A 16,593-nucleotide genomic window follows, 5' to 3' on the forward strand; every position below is an offset into this window, starting at 1 on the left:
GGGCAGCTGCGCGCCGTACGGGGGTCCGGGGGGGTCCCCCGGGAAAGCACAGCATGCCGTCCCGGGCGCGAGCCCCGGAGCGACACCCGGCAACAACCCGCACCGCACCACCGGCCCCAGCCGAAACGCACCCCGGACGGCGCATCGCGGCACCCGGCAACAACCCGCACCCGGAAACCAGCCCCCGGCCAAAGACAAACGCACCCCGCACCAGGGCCCCGCCGGACGGCGCTACGTGCTCGAGAAGAGCGCCTCGCCGCCGCTCTCGCCCCGCCGCCACAAGCGGCCCCGCAGCCCCGTCCGTTCGTCCGTCGCCACCAACGCCGCCCCGTCCGTCACCGTCTCGTACACCGCCAGGATGTCCGCCGCCACCGTCGACCAGTCGAAGCGCCGCACATGTGCGCTCCCCCGCTCCCTCAGCTCCGCGCGCCGCTCCGCGTCGCCCAGCAGCCGTACCGCCGCCCCCGCCAGCGCGTCCGCGTCCTCGTTCGTGAACAGCTCGCCCGCCGCGCCCTGGTCCAGGACCTGCGCGAACGCGTCCAGATCGCTCGCCAGCACCGCCGCGCCCGCCGACAGCGCCTCGACGAGGATGATGCCGAAGCTCTCGCCGCCGGTGTTGGGGGCGATGTACAGGTCGACGCTGCGCAGCAGCCGCGCCTTGTCCTCGTCGCTGACCATTCCGAGGAACTCGACGCGCTCCCGCATCGCCTTGGGAAGCGACTCCACCGCCTCCTTCTCGTCCCCGCGCCCCGCCACCAGCAGCCGCGTCTCCGGGTAGACGGCGAGGATCTTCGGGAGGGCGTTCATCAGCACCGGCAGGCCCTTACGGGGCTCGTCGATCCGGCCGATGAAGCCGATGGTGCGTCCCTGCCAGGCCGGATTGACCTCGGCCTTGGCGAAGAAGTCGACGTCGACGCCGTTGGGGATGACCACGGCGTCGCCGCCCAGATGCTCCACCAGCGTCCGTCGCGCGTACTCGCTCACCGCGATCCGCGCGCTGATCTTCTCCAGCGCGGGCTGGAGGATCGGGTACGCCGCGATCATGGCCCGCGACCGCGGGTTCGACGTGTGGAACGTCGCGACGATGGGGCCCTGCGCGGCCCAGCAGGTGAGCAGACCCAGTGACGGCGCGGTCGGCTCGTGGATATGGATCACGTCGAAAGCGCCGTCGTGCAGCCAGCGCCGTACCCGCGCGGCGGACAGGAAGCCGAAGTTCAGCCGGGCGACCGAGCCGTTGTACGGGACGGGCACGGCGCGGCCGGCCGAGACGACGAACGGCGGGAGCGGGGTCTCCTCGTCCGCGGGGGCCAGTACGGACACCTCGTGTCCGAGCCCGATCAGATGGTCCGCCAGGTCCCTGATGTGGAACTGGACGCCGCCCGGTACGTCCCAGGAGTACGGGCAGACGATGCCGATCCTCACTCGGGCCCCCGCTCCAGGTCCTTGAGCCACAGCCGTTGCAGCATGTGCCAGTCCTCCGGGTGCTCGGCGATTCCGTCGGCGAAGGCGTCGGCCATCGCCTGTGTCATCACAGACGTCTTCGCGGCGCGGGTACCTGTCTCCGGCACCTCGATCGCCGGATACACACGTCCCCGCATGACCGTCGAATCGTCGAACCAGAGCGTCGCCGGCATCAGCAGCGCCCCGGTCTGCTGAGCGAGCAGCGCGGGTCCCGCCGGCATCCGGGCAGTGTCCCCGAAGAAGTCGACCTCGATCCCCGACGACGACAGATCGCGGTCGGCGACCAGGCAGACCAGGCCGCCGCCGCGCAACCGCCGCGCGAGTCGGCCGAAGGCGGAGCCGCCGGTGTGCGGCAGGACCTCCATGCCCAGGCTCTCGCGGTAGGCGACGAACCGGTCGTACAGCGTCTCGGGCTTGAGCCGCTCGGCGACGGTCGTGAACGGCACCCCCTGTCCCCGGGTGAGCCACGCGCCGGCGAGGTCCCAGTTGGCCATGTGCGGCAGGGCCAGCACGACGCCTCGTCCGGAGGCGAGTCCGTCCATCAGCAGGTCGATGTCCTTGATCTCGACGCCCGCCCGCACCCGCTGCCGGCTCCAGGCCGGCAGCCGGAAGGACTCCATCCAGTAGCGCATGTACGAGCGCATCCCGGCCTTGGAGAGCGCGGCGAGCCGCTCGGGCCCGGCGTCGGGCACCACGCGCGCGAGATTGGATTCGAGGCGCAGCACGCTCGGCCCGCGCCGCTTCCACGCGGTGTCCGCGATGGTCCGGCCCAGGGCCGTGGCCACGGGCTCGGGGAGCTTCTTGACCGCGCCCCAGCCGAGCCCGTACAGCGCGTCGGTCACGCGGTCGCGCGCCCCGCTCATGAGGTGGCCCCGCTGCCCCGTGAGCCGGCTGCGGCCGCGTCGGCCTCCGCGGACTCGCGGCGTACCGTGACGACGCGCTGGCCGAGTGTGACGAGGCTGCCCACGGCGACGATCCACAGGGCGATCGGCAGCAGGATCTCGATGCCCGGGACTCCGAAGCCGTGCAGCCCGGCGAGACCGGCCGCGACCAGCGAGATGACCAGCCGCTCGGCCCGCTCGACCAGTCCGTTGACGGCCACGGGCAGCCCGATGGACTCGCCCCGGGCCTTGGTGTACGAGACGACCTGGCCGCTGGCCAGACAGAAGATCGCGACGGCGCACAGCACGTTGTTGTCGCCCGTGCCCGCGTACCAGAGCGCGAATCCGGCGAAGATCGCGCCGTCCGCGACCCGGTCGAGGGTCGAGTCCAGGAAGGCGCCCCAGCGGCTGGAGATCCCGGCCTGCCTGGCCATATTGCCGTCGATGAGATCGGAGAAGACGAAGACGGTGATGACGATGGTGCCCCAGAAGAACTCCCCGCGAGGGAAGAAGACCAGCGCACCCGCCATCACTCCGGCCGTACCGATGAGCGTGACCGCATCCGGACTGACTCCGCGGCGGAGCAGAAATGCGGCGAACGGTGTGAGGACACGCGTGAAGAATGCACGCGCGTACTTGTTCAGCATGGCCTTCCCGAGGTTCGGTGGGCCGAGCGGCCCCGACGGCCCTCGGCTGGGCCCTGTCCGGTGGGTCTCCGTGGGCCTTCGGACAGGACCTGGCCCATCGTAGCCAGGACCCGGGCGCCGTACTCCCGGGCACCCACACCATGGGCCCGCGTACGACGTATGGACGCACCATGGCCGGAGTGCGAAGCTCGAAGGACCACCGCGGGCCTCGCCGGAGCTGCCGCGCGGCTCACCCGGCCCGCTCCTCTCTCCATCCCCTCACCTGGACGATCGGGAGGCAGGAATCATGGGCGACAAGGCGCATATACACCCCGGGGCCGCCGGAAGGGCGCCGACGGCCGACCGGCCCGCGTCCGTACGGAACGTGGTGCTGGTGGGCCACAGCGGTTCGGGCAAGACCACTCTGGTCGAGGCTCTCGCGCTCACCGCCGGAGCGGTGAACCGGGCGGGCCGGGTCGAGGACGGCGCGACCGTCTCGGACTACGACGAGATCGAGCACCGCCAGCAGCGCTCCGTACAGCTCTCTCTCGTGCCCCTGGAATGGGGCGGATGCAAGATCAATCTACTGGACACCCCCGGCTACGCGGATTTCGTCGGGGAGCTGAGGGCCGGTCTGCGGGCTGCGGACGCGGCCCTCTTCGTTGTGTCCGCCGCCCAGGAGGCGGAGGCCGTGGCGGGTGCGACCCGTACGGTCTGGGACGAGTGCGCGGCGGTCGGGATGCCGCGCGCGATCGTCGTCACGCATCTGGACACGGCGCGCACCGGCTTCGACGAGATGACCCGGATCTGCGCGCGGATCTTCGGCGGGGACGATCCGGACGCCGTACTGCCGCTCTATCTCCCGGTGCACGGAGCGGAGGGCCCCGACGGACACGCGCCGTGCACCGGGCTCGTGGGGCTGCTGTCGCGGAAGACCTTCGACTACGCCTCCGGGGAGCGCCGGGAGAATCCGCCCGGCCCCGGCGAGCTGCCGCGGATCGAGGAGGCCCGTGACCGGCTGATCGAGGGGATCATCGCGGGGAGCGAGGACGAGACCCTCATGGACCGCTACCTCGGCGGCGCGGAGATCGACGTCAAGACGCTGATCGAGGATCTGGAGAAGGCCGTGGCGCGCGGTGTCTTCCATCCGGTGCTCGCGGCGGCTCCCGCGCCGCCCGGCGCCCGGCAGGGCCTGGGTACGGTCGAGATGCTGAACCTGATCGCCGACGGCTTCCCGACCCCGCTGGAGCGGCCGGCCCCCGCCGTGACCACCCCGCGGGGCGCCCCGCGCCCGGAAATCCACTGCGATCCGCGGGGTCCGCTGGTCGCCGAGGTGGTCAAGACCGCCTCGGACCCGTACGTCGGCAGGATCTCTCTCGTACGGGTCTTCTCCGGCACCCTGCGGCCGGACGAGACGGTCCATGTCTCGGGCCATGGCCTGACCGACCGGGGACACGAGGATCACGACGTCGACGAGCGGATCGGCGCCCTGTCCTCCCCCTTCGGCAAGCAGCAGCGCGTGCTGGCGCACTGCGTCGCCGGTGATCTGGCCTGTGTCGGGAAGCTGTCCCGCGCCGAGACGGGCGACACGCTGTCCGCCAAGGACGATCCGCTCCTGGTGGAGCCCTGGACCATGCCCGATCCGCTGCTGCCACTGGCCGTCGAGGCGCACAGCAAGGCGGACGAGGACAAACTGTCCCAGGGGCTCGCGCGGTTGGTCGCGGAGGACCCGACGATGCGGCTCGAACAGAACCAGGACACCCATCAGGTGGTGCTCTGGTGCCTGGGCGAGGCCCATCGGGAGGTCGCGCTGGACCGGCTGCGCGGCCGGTACGGCGTGCAGGTGGACGCCGTACCGTACCGGGTCGCGTTGCGTGAGACCTTCGGCGAGAGCTCCGCGGGGCGCGGCCGGCATGTGAAGCAGTCCGGTGGCCACGGCCAGTTCGCGATCTGTGAGATCGAGGTGGATCCGCTGCCTCCCGGGTCCGGGATCGAGTTCGTCGACAAGGTCGTGGGCGGCGCGGTGCCGCGGCAGTTCATCCCCTCCGTCGAGAAGGGCATACGCCTCCAGGCGGCGCGCGGTGTCGCGGCGGGTCATCCGCTCGTCGACATCCGGATCACGCTGCTGGACGGCAAGGCCCACTCGGTGGACTCCTCCGACGCCGCGTTCCAGACGGCGGGCGCCCTGGCGCTGCGCGAGGCGGCGGGCGACGCGTCCATCCATCTGCTGGAGCCGGTCGCCGAGTTGGCGGTCCTGGTGCCCGACGAGTACGTGGGTCCGGTGATGAGCGATCTGTCCGGCCGGCGCGGCCGGGTGGTCGGCACCGAACAGGCCGGGCCGGGAAGGACGTTGGTGAAGGCGGAGGTCCCGGAGCTGGAGATCGGCCGGTACGCGGTGGACCTGCGGTCGGTCTCGCACGGCACCGGCCGCTTCAGCCGGTCGTACGCGCGCCACGAGCCGATGCCGCCCGCGGTCGCGGACCGGCTGCGCGAGAAGGAGGAGGCCGGGGTCTGAGCCCTGTCCGGTTCTGGTGAAGGGGTCTGAAGTCCTTTCCCGCAGGTCCTTCCGGTAAATCCTTCCGGTAAATCCGTTCCGGGGCCGGAGAGTTGCCCCGTTCCAACCTTTCGGGTGCCACGTCTGGCGAAAGAGCGCCAGGTCTCCTGACGCGGAGGGTGCGGCCCGGTTACGCTGAGGTGCCCAGCTCCAGCAGGTGTGCGGGGCACGCGCGCCGGTAAGCCGGCCGCGGCAAGCGGATCCTTGTGGCGAAGGGGCGTCAGTGGCGGACGACGTATTCGACTTCGGCCCGGGGGCACAGGTCCCGCTCCTGGGTTCGGCGGGACAGACCGCGGCGACGCATGCCCTCGCCTCGGCCGCGTACCGGGACAGTCCGGTCGAGGAGATCCTCAAGGCCGACAACGAACGGCACAAGTCCACCGTCTCGAAGGGCAAGTTCTCGCTCTTCGAACCGAATCTGGGCGAGGCGTTCTCCCGTGCCGTACAGCTCCGGATGCTCGGCGGCGGCCGTGGCGCGCTGATCCAGTCCTTCGGCATGGAGCCGCAGACGGTGGTGGAGCACGCCCTGGCGGCGACGCGTATCCGCAAGGAGCGTGATTCCAAACTCACCGCCGTGACCGTGGTGTTCGGAGTGCTGTTCCTGCCCGGACTGCTGCTCTGGCTGGGCGTGTTCCAGCTGCGCCGCACGCTGGCGGGGGCCAAGGACAAGCGGACCGGCATGGTGGGCGGCGCCCTGCTGCTCGCGGTGGCGGTGCTGGCCGTGATCGTTCTGGTCGCGCTGCCGTTCAACGGCGTGCTCGGCTGGTATCTGCGCGGCATGATCGTCGCGCCCGTCGTCGGCTGGCTGGTCGCCAGGCGGATCTGCGAGACGACGGCGAAGGATCTGCGCACCCGCTGGGACAATCTCCTCTCGGGCGGCGGCGTGGGGGCCAAGATCCCCGAAGCCGTGCCGGGGAACCCTGGTGACGCGACCCGGGAGGCGCTCCGCCAGGGCCTGGAGAAGCTCACCGCCGAGCAGCGGTCCAACATGGTCTTCTACGCCGGCCCCAAGGGCATATTGGGCATGGGCACCCGCTGGGGCAGCTGGCAGCTGGCCGAGGAGCTCGTCCCCAAGGACGCGGGCAAGGAGATCCACCAGTTCCGCGCCTATGACGTGATACGGGCGATCCATGACCAGATGAAGATGTTGGAGCGCGGGCCCCTCAACTCCGGTGGTTTTCCGACGCCTTCGGTGAAGCACTGGATCGTGTCGCCGGTCGGCGAGGGCGCGGGCTCGGTGTCCCGGCGTGAGGGCCAGGACGTGGAGGCGTTCCAGGTCAAGCCCCACGAGATACAGCGCATCTGCAACCACCAGCAGTTCGGCAGCGGCGACCGGCACTATCTGGGCGTGCAGTTCGTCCTCTGGGACGGCCAGCTGGTGATCACGATGATGATCACGGTCACCGTGCTCCACGAGACCCTGCGTATCGAGGTCACCGGCCATGCCCTGGGCCCCGTGCACTCCCTGTTCACGACGAAGTCCTCGCCGAAGAAGGTCACTGTCGCCAAGACGATCCGGTTCTGGGAGACCACCTCACGGACGCTGCCCCTGGTCGAGCCGCCCGAGGTGGTGCGGCTCGCGGTCCGCGCGCCCTTCACCTGGTATCCGCCGATCCTGGACTTCCTCGGCGGCAAGCTGTCGCTGCCCGAGCCCTTCGGTCTGCGGCACGCCTGGGCCGATCAGCCCTGGCGCCACCGCTTCATGGCCGACGACGCGATGCGCGCCGCCACCCCCGTACTGCGCGTGGCGCACAACGCCGCGTTGCGGGTCCTCGAGGACCACGGCGTGGACACCGAGCGCTTCAAGGGCCGTGCCTCCTCGCTGAGCGGCGCGGTGCAGGATCTGTCACCGAAGAAGGCCGACGCCTACGACGCGTAGGCCGTGTCCGACGGCGCCGCCTACTGTGCGGGCGTCCGGTGCGGCCAGGCATCGGCCAGCATGGTCCGGGTGTCGGCGAGCAGCTGCGGAAGCACCTTCGTATGTCCGACGACAGGCATGAAGTTGGTGTCGCCGCCCCAGCGCGGCACCACATGCTGGTGCAGATGGGCGGCGATCCCGGCCCCTGCCACCGTGCCCTGGTTCATCCCGATGTTGAAGCCGTGCGCCCCGGACGCCGTACGGAGCGCGGTCATCGCCCGCTTGGTGAACAGGCCGAGCTCGGCGGTCTCCGCCTCGTCCAGCTCCGTGTAGTCGGCGACATGACGGAACGGCACCACCATCAGATGCCCGCCGTTGTACGGGTAGAGGTTCAGCACCGCGTACACCCGCTCGCCGCGCGCGATCACCAGTCCGTCCTCGTCGGACTTGGACGGGATGGAGCAGAAGGGACAGCCGTCCTCGGCGCCCGGCCCGGTGGGCTTGTTCTCGCCCTGGATGTAGGCCATCCGATGGGGCGTCCACAGGCGCTGGAACGCGTCCTGGGTCCCCACTCCGATCTGCTGCTCCGGCTCACTCGTCATGCTGTGCAGCATATGACTTCGGCCCCGCGGAGCGTGTCGCCGGGCCCGTGCCCGACGGGCCCCCGCGATGCTGGGGCGATGCATGTCCGAAATGGCCCCGACCGGCAGCTCGGCTGGGAGCGGCGTACGGAGCTGCCGCTCCTGGTGGCCTCGGTGCTGTTCCTCGTCTGCTACGCGGTACGCGTCCTGCACCACGGCACCGACCCGTTCTGGCGCGACTTCGCGGAGGCCCTGGCCCTGCTGATCTGGCTGCTCTTCGCGGTGGACTACGGGGTGCGACTGGTGCTCAGCGGCCAGGGGCTCCGGTTCGTCCGTACGCACTGGCTGGACACCGTCGTACTGGTACTGCCGCTGCTGCGTCCGCTGCGGATCGTGAACATCTATGTGACGCTCCGGCGGCGCCGGGAGCGACCCCGGCTCAGTCTCTACGGGCGGGTGATGGCGTACGCCGGGATCTCGTCCGTCCTGCTGAGCTTCGCCGCGGCCCTCGCCGTCTATCAGCAGGAGCACGACGCGCCGGGGGCCACGATCACCACGTTCGGCGACTCGGTCTGGTGGGCCTGCTCGGCGATCACCACCGTCGGCTACGGCGATGTGACGCCCGTGACGCCGCTCGGCCGGGTGTTCGCGGTGTTCCTGATGGCGTGCGGACTGGCGCTGCTCGGCGCGGTGACCGGTTCGTTCTCGTCCTGGCTGATCCAGATCTTCGGCAGGGAGGACGAGGAGGGGCCCCCGGGGAGCGATGGCTCTCCGGGGGCACCGTCCTGACCGGTCAGGTCTCGGACCCGACCGCGGTCTCGGACCCGACCGCGGGCTGGGGCCCGACCTCGGCCTCAGATCTGGGCGCGCTCGTCGACGACCTTGGCGATCTTCGCGATGGCCTCGTCGAGGGGGATCCCGTTCTCCTGCGAACCGTCGCGGTAGCGGAAGGAGACGGCGCCGTTGGCCATGTCCTCGTCACCCGCGATGATCATGAACGGAACCTTCTGCTTCTGCGCGTTCCTGATCTTCTTCTGCATACGGTCGGACGACGAGTCCACCTCGACCCGCAGCCCCCTGGCCCGCGCCGTCTTGGCGAACTCCTGGAGGTACGGGATGTGCGCGTCGCCGATCGGGATGCCCAACGCCTGCACCGGTGCCAGCCACGCCGGGAACGCGCCCGCGTAGTGCTCCAGGAGCACCGCGAAGAAGCGCTCGATGGAGCCGAACAGCGCGCGGTGGATCATGACCGGGCGCTGCTTGGACCCGTCCGGCGAGGTGTACTCCAGGTTGAAGCGCTCAGGCAGATTGAAGTCCAGCTGCACCGTCGACATCTGCCACGTACGGCCGATGGCGTCCCGCGCCTGCACCGAGATCTTCGGACCGTAGAACGCCGCGCCACCCGGGTCGGGGGTCAGCGGCAGCCCCTGCTTCTCGGCCACCGCGCGCAGGACCTCGGTGGCCTCCTCCCACGCCTCGTCCGTGCCGACGAACTTCTCCGGGTCCTTGGTGGACAGCTCCAGATAGAAGTCGGTCAGACCGTAGTCGCGCAGCAGGTTCAGTACGAAGGTGAGCGTCGAGTCCAGCTCGTCCGCCATCTGCTCCTTGGTGCAGTAGATGTGCGCGTCGTCCTGGGTGAAGCCGCGGGCCCGGGTCAGTCCGTGCACGACGCCGGACTTCTCGTACCGGTAGACCGTCCCGAACTCGAACAGCCGCAGCGGCAGCTCACGGTAGGACCGTCCCCGCGCGTCGAAGATCAGGTTGTGCATCGGGCAGTTCATGGGCTTGAGGTAGTAGTCCACGCCCTCGTCGAGCTGCATGGGCGGGTACATGCCGTCGGCGTACCAGTCCAGGTGCCCGGACTTCTCGAAGAGCTTCCCCTTGGTGGCGTGCGGCGTGTAGACGAACTCGTACCCCTCCTCCTCGTGCCGGCGGCGCGAGTAGTCCTCCATCGCCCGGCGGATGACGCCGCCCTTGGGGTGGAAGACCGCGAGACCCGAACCGACCTCGTCGGGGAAGGAGAACAGATCCAGTTCGCTGCCGAGCTTGCGGTGATCGCGCTTCTCGGCCTCGGCGAGGAACTCCAGATGTGCCTTCAGCTCTTCCTTCGACGGCCACGCGGTGCCGTAGATGCGTTGGAGCATCGGGTTCTTCTCGCTGCCCCGCCAGTACGCGGCGGCGTTCCGCATCAGCTTGAACGCCGGGATGTTGCGGGTGGTGGGCAGGTGGGGGCCGCGGCAGAGGTCCTTCCAGCACAGCTCGCCGGTCTTGGCGTCCAGGTTGTCGTAGATGGTCAGCTCGCCGCCGCCCACCTCGACATCCGCGCCGTCGTCGGTGGAGGCCGCGCCCTTGATGCCGATGAGCTCCAGCTTGTACGGCTCGGCCGCCAGCTCCTCGCGGGCAGCTTCGTCGGTGACGACGCGGCGCGAGAAGCGCTGCCCGCGCTTCTGGATCTCCTGCATCTTCTTCTCGATGGCCTTGAGGTCATCGGGGGTGAAGGGGGTCGCCACGTCGAAGTCGTAGTAGAAGCCGTCCTTGACCGGCGGGCCGATGCCCAGCTTGGCCTCGGGGTGCAGCTCCTGCACGGCCTGCGCCATGACATGCGCGGTGGAGTGGCGCAGGATGTCGAGGCCGTCCTTGGAGGAGATCTCGACGGGCTCGACGATCTCGCCCTCACCGATCTCGTACGCGAGGTCCTTCAGCTCGCCGCCCACACGCGCGGCGATCACGGTGCGCTCACCGGGGAAGAGCTCGGCCGCCGTAGTGCCCGTCGTCACCACGCGCTCTTCCCGCTCGGAATCGCGTTGGATGATCACACGGACGTCTGACACCGGTCTCTCCTGACTCACGGGGCGCGACAGCGGACACTGCGCGCTCTGAATCGTACCGAGCCCGGAGGACCGCACGCGAAACGGTTTGCCGTGGGGCCGGCGGACGCGGGGCGGCCCCGCCCGCGGGCCGGTCACCGTACGGCGCTCACCGGACACGGTGCGTACCGCACGACCTGTCCGGGTATCCCCTTTTCGGGCAGAGCCGGAACATCTGCCGCTCATGCGCGAGGAGTTCGGGAATGACGTGTTGGTACGAAGGGCCGCTGGCCGCATTCGACACCGAGACGACGGGGGTGGACGTCGAGGAGGACCGGATCGTTTCGGCCGCTCTGGTCGTCCAGGACATGGCGGGCGCCCGGCCGCGGGTGACGCGCTGGCTGATCGATCCCGGTGTGCCGGTGCCCGCGGCCGCCACCGAGGTACACGGGCTCACCGATGACTTCCTGCACCGCAACGGCCGCTGGCCGGCGCCGGTGACGGAGGAGATGGCGCGGGCGCTGGCCGGGCAGTGCGCGGCGGGCCGACCGCTCGTGGTGATGGACGCGCCGTTCGACTTGACGGTCCTCGACCGTGAACTGCGCCGCCACCGCGCCTCGTCCCTCGCCGAGTGTTTACAGAACGTACCGCTGTGTGTACTGGACCCCTTGGTCCTCGACAACCATCTGGACCGGTACCGCAAGGGCGGCCGTACGCTCGCCGATCTCTGCGCCCACTACGAGATCGAGCTGGACGGGGTGCGGGACGCGACCGGTGGTGAACTGGCCGCGCAGGCGGCGCTCGACGTCGTGCGCGCGGTCGGACGGCGTTTCTCCGCGCGGATGGAGCGGCTGAGCGCCATGGAGCTGCATACGCTCCAGGCCGTCTGGCACGCGGCGCAGACCCGGGGGCAGCAGACCTGGTTCTCGCGCGGCGGCGAGGATGCGACGGAACCGTCCTGGCCCCTGCGGCCCGAACTGCCCGCCGAGGCAGCCTGATCGGAGGGGCGCGCCTCAAGCGGTGCGTAACGCGCGAAGGCCGGTCCGTCATCGACGGACCGGCCTTTCCCGGTGGGCGATACTGGGTTCGAACCAGTGACCTCTTCGGTGTGAACGAAGCGCTCTCCCACTGAGCTAATCGCCCGGGAACGAACTGAACCATACAGGTCCTCGCGGGCTTCCTTCAAACCGAATACGGCGTACTCACCCGCGTATCTGAGTACGCGCGCCGATGGCGGACCGTGTGGCGCCGAACACACTCGCTGTCCATGGAGAACATTCCGCCGCCCGGCCAGGAGCTGGCGATGATCGACCAGGAACTGGTCCGACTCGACGCGCGCAGGGGCCAGTTGCTGGCACGCAGGGCGCAGCTGCTGAGTCTTCTCGCGCGGTCCGCGCCGCCGCCGTGGCCGTACGCGCTCCCAGCCCCGCCCGGCTCGCCGCCGTCTCCCACCCCGCTCGCCGCCGGGGAGGTATCCCCACCCAGTGCGCAGAATGTGCTCCTCGCGCTGGGCGGGATGCTGCTGACGGTCGCCGCGATCGCGTTCACCCTGGTCAGCTGGGGGCATCTGAGCGTCGGTGGCCGGGCGGCGGTACTGACGGTCATCACGGTCGCGGCGCTGGCCGTTCCGGCGGTGCTGCTGCGCCGGAAGCTCGCCTCGACCGCGGAGGCGGTGGCCGCGTTCGCGCTGGCGCTGATGGTGCTCGACGCGTACGCGCTGCACGAGGTGGCGCTCCCCCGAACGGACGGCCTCCACTACACGGCGGGCGCCGCCGCCGTGCTCGCCGCGCTCTGGGCCGGGTACGGATCGGCGCTCGGCCGGCTCCGGCTTCCGCTGCCCGCCGCGCTGGTGACGGCCCAACTCCCGCTGTTTCTGGGGTCTCTGGCCATCGAGGCGTCGGCGCTGACGACGGCCTGGGCCCTGCTGGTGACAGCCGCGCTGGACACGGCGCTCGCCCGGTGGCTGAAGCCGGGCGCCGTACGGACCGTCACGGTCGTGGCCGCCTGCGCGACGGCGGGAGCGGCGCTGCTGACGGGTGGTTCGCTCTCGGTGGCGGCCGGAACGCCGCTCACGGCGGCCCGGCCCGGCGTGCTCCTGCTCGCGGCGGCGGGGCTCGGGCTGTTCATGGCGGGGCGCGCGAAGATCAGCCGGACAGGCCCTGGTCATATGGCGTCCGCGTGCGCGGTGGTGGCGGGCCTGGCGGCGGTCGCGGCGGCCGGCGGTGTGGTGCGCACGGCCGTGCCCGACGGCGCGGCCGTGCTCGGGTATCTGCTGTGCGGGGTCGCGCTGTTCACGGTCGTACGGACCCGGCTGCCGCGTGCGGTGATACGGGGACTGGCCGGCGCGGCCGGGGCGGTGACGGCGGCCTCGGTCCTCTGGACGCTGCCGGCGCCGGCCGTGGTGCTGCTGGGCGCGCTGAGCCGGATCACGGCGGTCTGGACGGGGGCTCCGGGCGACGCGCGTGCGGCGTTCGGTGTGGATCTTCCCTGGGCGTCGCGGCCGACGGCGCCACTGGTGCTGCTGATCGCGGCCGGGGTGGCGGCGAGCGCGTACCGCCTGCTGCCCGGCGCGCCGGGCTCCGGCGGCGAGCGGCAGTGGCGCGTCCCGGCGCTCGGCGGTGCTGTCGCGCTCGGCTGGGCCGCCGTTCTGGTGGCGCCGCCCGCGCTGGACCTGGGGTACCCGGCGGCGGTGGCGGCGCCCCTGGTGCTGACGGCGGTCCTGCTGGCGGTCGTCGTGCGCCCGCACACTCCGGCGGGTACGGCGGGTACGGCGGTGACGGTCACCGCGCTGGTCTGCGCCCTGGCGAGCTCGCTCTCCGTGTCGCTGCTGGCCCTCGCCACCCGGACCGCGACGGTGACGACGCTCGCGGCGCTGTGCGTGCTGTTCACGGCCGCGGCCGTCGCGGCGGAGACCGTACACGCGCGAGGCGCCGCAGCGGGCGCCCAGGCGGCTTCACGGCCGGTGCGGGCGCTCCTCGCCTGCGTGGCCGTCGGGTACGCGACCGCACTGGTGGCCGCGGCCTGCCCGGCGGCCGGGCTGCCCGCCGAACGCACCGCCCCGGCGCTTCTGGCCGTACCCGCGGCCGTGGCGCTGCTGGGCGCCCGGCTGCGGCGTCATCCGGTGGCGCCGCCGATCGAGCTGACCGCCGCCGGGGCCGCGATGCTCGCCGTGGCCCTCGCCTCGGGCCGGGCGCCCGTGCTGGCGCTGGTGCTCTCGCTGTGCGGGGTGATCGCGGCGGGCACGGCGGTACGGACCGAGCGGCGGCGGGTGGCCGGGTACGCCGCCACCGCGCTCTTCGTCCTCGCCACGTGGGTACGGCTGGCCTCGTCCGGTGTGTCGGCGCCTGAGGCGTACACGCTGCCGGTGACGCTGCCCGCGCTCGCCGTCGGGCTGCTGCGGCGCCGACGCGACCCGGAAGCCTCGTCGTGGACCGCGTACGGCCCGGGGCTGGCGGCGACGCTGCTGCCGAGTCTGCCGGCGGCCTGGGGCGACCCGGACTGGCCGAGGCCGCTGCTGCTCGGCCTGGCGGCGCTGGCGCTCACCCTCGCCGGAGCCCGGCTGAGGCTCCAGGCGCCGCTGGTGCTGGGCGGTGCGGCGCTGGCGCTGGACGCGCTGCACGAGCTCGCGCCGTACGTCGCGCAGTTGGCGGGCGTACTGCCGCGCTGGCTGCCGCCGGCCCTCGCCGGGCTGCTGCTCCTCGCGGTGGGGGCGACGTACGAACAGCGTCAGCGAGAGGCTCGCCGGCTTCGCGGGACACTGCGCCGGATGCGGTGACGGGAGAAACGACTGAGGCTCCGAAGACCTCGCGGGTCTTCGGAGCCTCGGTTCCGGGTGGGCGATACTGGGTTCGAACCAGTGACCTCTTCGGTGTGAACGAAGCGCTCTCCCACTGAGCTAATCGCCCGGACGCACCGCACACATTACCCCATGTCAGCGGCGTCCCCGTACGCGTAACGGGTCACTGGTCGATCTTCCAGGGCATGACGATCCCGAACTTCCAGAGATAGATCCCGAGCAGTACGACGATGATCACGACGCCGATGGTGGTGAGGATGATGTTGCGCCGTCTGACCTTCGGGTCCAGGGCTTTCCGAGCCGCCTCGGTGACCTTGCGCCGGGTCCAGCGCAGCACCAGCTGCGCCCAGACGAACTCGGTCGCCCATATCGCCATACCGCCGAAGATCACCAGCCAGCCGGGCCCCGGCAGCACGAGCATGGAGACGCCCGCGACCACCACCGCGAGGCCGACGACGAACACGCCGACCTGCCAGCTCAGATGGAGCGTCCGCGACGCCTTGACGAACCGGGGCGCCCGGGACCCTAGCTCACGCTCCGGCTCCACCGTCACACCCTCCGCCACGTCCCCCGCGACGGGTCGCTCAGCCGTCGGCACCACGACCTGCCCCCGCTCGTCACTCTCCGCATGCATGATTCCCAACCTACCGGAATCGCCCGCGTCACTGGAATGGCCGTATAACCCGAAGTCACACACCGCCGTACGAGCTACCCGAAGAATCACAAAACAGACAGAGGGGTTTACAACGGCACCGTAGGTGGCATGTCGACTTCGCCGACGTGCGAATCCCCGAGCGCACACTGAGCGAAAGGCCCTGGCGCTTATGAACACCACGGTCAGCTGCGAGCTGCACCTGCGCCTCGTTGTATCGAGCGAGTCCTCACTGCCTGTACCCGCGGGCCTCCGGTATGACACGGCCGATCCCTATGCCGTGCACGCCACCTTCCACACCGGAGCCGAAGAGACGGTCGAGTGGGTCTTCGCCCGCGACCTTCTCGCCGAGGGGCTGCACCGGCCCACCGGCACCGGCGACGTCAGAGTCTGGCCGTCCCGCAGTCACGGTCAGGGCGTCGTCTGCATCGCACTGAGCTCCCCGGAGGGCGAAGCCCTGCTCGAGGCCCCGGCGCGGGCCCTGGAGTCGTTCCTCAAGCGGACCGACGCCGCGGTGCCACCGGGCACCGAGCATCGTCACTTCGACCTCGACACGGAGCTCTCACACATCCTGGCCGAGAGCTGAGCCAGGCAGAGAGCTGCACGGCGCCGTCCGACTCGGGGAGACGGCGCCGCGCGGACAACCGCATACGGAGGACACCGGCGCCGTCGCCGCGGAAACCACCGCGACGACGGCGCCGGCGCGTTCACGCCCCGGCCCCGTCCGGCGCGGGCAGCGACTAAAGTCGGCGGGATTCGGCGGGCACCGGCCCGCGGCAGGCCAGGGAGCGGATCGTGCTGATTCCACACGACACCCGGATCGCCCTCGACACGGTCGTCGATCTGGTGAACACCGCGCCGGAGGAGGATTCGGGCGGCGTCGGCGCTACGGACGGGCTCGGGGACGTCGAGGCGCTGTACGGCTTCGTACGGAACCATGACATCAGCGGGGTGGGTGATCTCGGCAACCGCGATCTGCGGGCCGTACTGAACGTACGGGCCCTGTTCGCGGAGGTCTTCGCGGCGCCGGACCCGCGCTCCGCGGCCGATCTGATCAATCAGCTGGTCGCGGCCGCGGGGACGACGCCGCAGCTGACCGATCACGACGGCTACGACTGGCATGTGCACTACTTCGCGCCGGGCGCCTCCGTCGCCGATCATCTCGCCGCCGACTGCGGCATGGCGCTGGCGTTCATGGTCGTGGCCGGGGAGCAGGAAAGGCTGCGCCGCTGCGAGGCCCCGGACTGCGGGCACGCGTTCGTCGACCTGTCGCGGAACCGCTCGCGCCGTTACTGCGACAGCCGCACCTGCGGCAACCGACTGCATGTGGCCGCGTACCGGGCACGTCGCAAGGAAGCGGCGGCCGGCTGACAGCGC

The 16,593-nt window shown here is 71.0% G+C and carries 13 protein-coding genes and 2 tRNA genes; 7 read left to right on the top strand and 8 right to left on the bottom strand.

The annotated features are described in order from the left end of the window. Window positions 1-231 precede the first annotated feature (231 nt). Genes ACIRQP_RS15475 through pgsA form a run of 3 tightly spaced genes read right to left on the bottom strand, consistent with a single transcriptional unit; the run spans window position 232 to window position 2,989 of the window. Window positions 232-1,422: a glycosyltransferase family 4 protein gene (locus ACIRQP_RS15475; protein WP_403889210.1), complete on the bottom strand. Its 1,191-nt coding sequence runs from the start codon at window positions 1,420-1,422 to the stop codon at window positions 232-234. Continuing rightward, the gene (locus ACIRQP_RS15480) at window positions 1,419-2,324 is read right to left on the bottom strand and encodes a phosphatidylinositol mannoside acyltransferase (RefSeq protein ID WP_403889213.1); all 906 of its coding nucleotides are present in this window, start codon (window positions 2,322-2,324) and stop codon (window positions 1,419-1,421) included. The genes ACIRQP_RS15475 and ACIRQP_RS15480 overlap by 4 nt, the downstream gene beginning before the upstream one ends. Continuing rightward, window positions 2,321-2,989 carry a phosphatidylinositol phosphate synthase gene (gene pgsA, locus ACIRQP_RS15485; protein ID WP_403889215.1) on the bottom strand — a complete coding sequence of 223 codons (669 nt, stop codon included), beginning with the start codon at window positions 2,987-2,989 and terminating at the stop codon, window positions 2,321-2,323. Before pgsA ends, ACIRQP_RS15480 begins: the two co-directional genes overlap by 4 nt. Before the next feature lie 286 nt (window positions 2,990-3,275). On the opposite strand from pgsA, the gene ACIRQP_RS15490 reads away from it, so the two are divergent. Continuing rightward, window positions 3,276-5,483, top strand: coding sequence for an elongation factor G-like protein EF-G2 (locus ACIRQP_RS15490; RefSeq protein ID WP_403889218.1), 2,208 nt, complete (start codon window positions 3,276-3,278; stop codon window positions 5,481-5,483). Window positions 5,484-5,745: 262 nt separating this feature from the next. Next, on the top strand, window positions 5,746-7,401 hold the full coding sequence (locus ACIRQP_RS15495; RefSeq protein ID WP_403889221.1) for a hypothetical protein: 1,656 nt from the start codon (window positions 5,746-5,748) through the stop codon (window positions 7,399-7,401). 20 nt (window positions 7,402-7,421) lie between these two features. Here the strand turns inward: ACIRQP_RS15495 and ACIRQP_RS15500 are convergent, their stop codons facing one another. Further along, window positions 7,422-7,994 (bottom strand): HIT family protein, encoded by a 573-nt coding sequence (locus ACIRQP_RS15500; protein WP_403889224.1) that lies wholly within the window; start codon window positions 7,992-7,994, stop codon window positions 7,422-7,424. A gap of 66 nt (window positions 7,995-8,060) precedes the next feature. Here ACIRQP_RS15500 and ACIRQP_RS15505 point away from each other — a divergent pair, with 66 nt between their 5' ends. After that, on the top strand, window positions 8,061-8,750 hold the full coding sequence (locus tag ACIRQP_RS15505) for a potassium channel family protein (protein ID WP_403889227.1): 690 nt from the start codon (window positions 8,061-8,063) through the stop codon (window positions 8,748-8,750). A gap of 65 nt (window positions 8,751-8,815) precedes the next feature. Here the strand turns inward: ACIRQP_RS15505 and thrS are convergent, their stop codons facing one another. Continuing rightward, window positions 8,816-10,792, bottom strand: coding sequence for a threonine--tRNA ligase (gene thrS / locus ACIRQP_RS15510; RefSeq protein ID WP_403889230.1), 1,977 nt, complete (start codon window positions 10,790-10,792; stop codon window positions 8,816-8,818). A 239-nt stretch (window positions 10,793-11,031) separates the two neighbouring features. On the opposite strand from thrS, the gene ACIRQP_RS15515 reads away from it, so the two are divergent. Continuing rightward, the gene (locus tag ACIRQP_RS15515) at window positions 11,032-11,766 is read left to right on the top strand and encodes a 3'-5' exonuclease (protein ID WP_403889233.1); all 735 of its coding nucleotides are present in this window, start codon (window positions 11,032-11,034) and stop codon (window positions 11,764-11,766) included. 73 nt (window positions 11,767-11,839) lie between these two features. On the opposite strand, the gene ACIRQP_RS15520 is transcribed toward ACIRQP_RS15515, so the two are convergent. Beyond that, window positions 11,840-11,911 (bottom strand) — tRNA-Val (locus tag ACIRQP_RS15520). Between the two features lie 124 nt (window positions 11,912-12,035). Here ACIRQP_RS15520 and ACIRQP_RS15525 point away from each other — a divergent pair. Further along, entirely contained in the window at window positions 12,036-14,543 is a 2,508-nt protein-coding gene (locus ACIRQP_RS15525; protein ID WP_403889237.1) for an SCO7613 C-terminal domain-containing membrane protein, read from the top strand. 58 nt (window positions 14,544-14,601) lie between these two features. On the opposite strand, the gene ACIRQP_RS15530 is transcribed toward ACIRQP_RS15525, so the two are convergent. Together ACIRQP_RS15530 and ACIRQP_RS15535 are read right to left on the bottom strand one after the other, a co-directional pair. Continuing rightward, window positions 14,602-14,673 (bottom strand) — tRNA-Val (locus ACIRQP_RS15530). A gap of 54 nt (window positions 14,674-14,727) precedes the next feature. Then, complete coding sequence (locus tag ACIRQP_RS15535) at window positions 14,728-15,198, bottom strand: TIGR02611 family protein (RefSeq protein ID WP_403889240.1); 471 nt, start codon at window positions 15,196-15,198, stop codon at window positions 14,728-14,730. 190 nt (window positions 15,199-15,388) lie between these two features. Here ACIRQP_RS15535 and ACIRQP_RS15540 point away from each other — a divergent pair, with 190 nt between their 5' ends. Further along, window positions 15,389-15,802 (top strand): SsgA family sporulation/cell division regulator, encoded by a 414-nt coding sequence (locus tag ACIRQP_RS15540; RefSeq protein WP_003959770.1) that lies wholly within the window; start codon window positions 15,389-15,391, stop codon window positions 15,800-15,802. A 209-nt stretch (window positions 15,803-16,011) separates the two neighbouring features. Then, entirely contained in the window at window positions 16,012-16,587 is a 576-nt protein-coding gene (locus tag ACIRQP_RS15545) for a CGNR zinc finger domain-containing protein (protein WP_403889243.1), read from the top strand. Window positions 16,588-16,593: the final 6 nt, after the last annotated feature.

The organism is Streptomyces sp. NPDC102274 (assembly GCF_044766385.1).
Taxonomy (GTDB): domain Bacteria; phylum Actinomycetota; class Actinomycetes; order Streptomycetales; family Streptomycetaceae; genus Streptomyces.